This window comes from Pseudoalteromonas piscicida, from assembly GCF_002744175.1.
In the GTDB taxonomy this organism is placed as follows: domain Bacteria; phylum Pseudomonadota; class Gammaproteobacteria; order Enterobacterales; family Alteromonadaceae; genus Pseudoalteromonas; species Pseudoalteromonas piscicida_B.
In genome coordinates, this window is sequence record NZ_NKHF01000159.1 from 1 (window position 1) to 251 (window position 251).

General features: G+C 39.4%; 1 protein-coding gene. It reads left to right on the forward strand.

Annotation, left to right across the window (positions count from 1 at the left end):
• Nucleotides 1–77: 77 nt before the first annotated feature.
• A partial coding sequence (locus CEX98_RS22270) for a transposase (protein WP_143484394.1) occupies nt 78–251 on the forward strand: 174 nt, incomplete at its 3' end.

The following is a 251-nucleotide window of genomic DNA, read 5'->3' on the forward strand; positions in this document are numbered from 1 at the left end:
TTGTAGTGGCATAGTTAATTTGGCCACCCATTAAGAAAGAAATGTTATGCTATTTGCATACAAATTTGGGTGAAAAAATGACGAAATTAAAACGCGCAACGTATTCTGCTGCAATCAAATTAGAAACAGCTCAGCTTGTAGTTGATCAAGGCTACACGCAAGAAGATGCAGCCAAAGCTATGGGGGTTGGTAAATCAACTGTAAGTAAATGGGTAACTCAATTAAAGCAAGAACGGAATGGCCAGTCCCCA